The sequence below is a fragment of the Mycoplasma sp. 4013 genome (genome assembly GCF_054353875.1).
This window is the reverse complement of the sequence record NZ_JBTHHK010000021.1, coordinates 1-1,011: the sequence shown is the minus strand read 5'-3', so window position 1 is coordinate 1,011 and position 1,011 is coordinate 1. Positions and strand designations below refer to the sequence as shown.

At 25.6% G+C, this 1,011-nt stretch carries 1 protein-coding gene; it reads right to left on the bottom strand.

Annotated elements, in window-relative coordinates; translation table 4 throughout:
- Positions 1-45: 45 nt before the first annotated feature.
- Positions 46-1,011: IS1634 family transposase (locus ACXYRO_RS04160; RefSeq protein WP_458614405.1), on the bottom strand; the 966-nt coding region annotated here is incomplete at its 5' end.

Below are 1,011 nucleotides of genomic sequence, written 5' to 3'. Positions count from 1 at the left end.
AAAAAAATTTTTCTCCCTATATTTTAGGAAGAAAAATTTTTATTATTAAAAATTACTTGTAATTTTTTCAAGCATATCATATGTTTTTCAGAGATTGAAATCACTAACTTCTCTATTTCTTTTTTCTCAAATAATTTTTCTAGATTTTGTATCTATATAAACAAGAGATGTTAATTCTGTTAAAACCTTTGTCATTTCAGCAAAAGTTATTTTGATTATTTTTATCAACATATAATGTAATAATTTCATTATAACAAGAGAGATAAAACAAATTACACTGTGTCCGATGATATGTTCATCTAATGATAAATATACAGGTCTAATTTGGATAACAGACTTCAAACTACGAAAATTTTCTTCTATTTTTCATTGTTCTGCATAAACTCTACAAATTTCTAGTGCATCTAAATCCATTATATTTGTTTCGTATACATATATCCCATCTAATAATTCATCCTCTTTTACTTTTTCGGTGTTCAATCTATATAGGGATTTACTAACTGCATCATAATATCTACCACCTTTTGATCCTATAATTCTTTTTTCATTTATAAAGCCATCTTTATTTTGTAATTTAATAAAATTATTTATCAAAATTTCTCTATCATATTTGTCTTTATCGGCTCTTTCTTTGTTATATGTAATAACTCTTCTGAAAACATGACTTCTGTTTCGCTGCATTTCTGGGGTAACAATTTGTTCTTTTATTAAAAAGTCATCATTTATTTTTATAAAATCGCTTCTTTCTGCAATATAAGTTTTGAATTTTTTTGAACCCACTTTTGCACGGTTTGAAATAAGGTAATAATAGTTATTTTGAACTAAAAATTCTATGTTTTTGTTTGTTCACATTCCCCTATCGGCTATAACATATAATGTTTTGATTCCATATATATCCCTAACTTCCTTTATAAAATCAATTAATGTATTGCAATCTGCAGTATTTCCTGGAAAAACCTTCATATGAAATGGAATTCCGGTATTATAACATGCCATTGCGAGTACAATTTG